Origin of the sequence: Sphingopyxis sp. UBA6723, assembly GCF_002454115.1 — a bacterium.
Lineage (GTDB): Bacteria > Pseudomonadota > Alphaproteobacteria > Sphingomonadales > Sphingomonadaceae > Sphingopyxis.
Window position 1 is genome coordinate 18,521 of record NZ_DKIH01000008.1, and the last position, 246, is coordinate 18,766.

Here is a 246-nt window from a genome sequence, read left to right on the forward strand (position 1 = left end):
TCCCCTGAAGGGGAGGGGCTTAAACAAGCCTACCCCCTTGCGACTCCCCCGCCCGCACGGCATGACGGCTGGCAGGGGGATATGTGACAGCAGCGTTGCAACATCCGCGATTCGCTGACCTGCACGGGGCCATTCCGTGCAGATAAAACGCCTGCGCCTGACCGGTTTCAAATCCTTTGTCGAACCCACCGAACTGCGCATCGAGCCCGGGCTGACCGGCGTCGTCGGTCCCAATGGCTGCGGCAA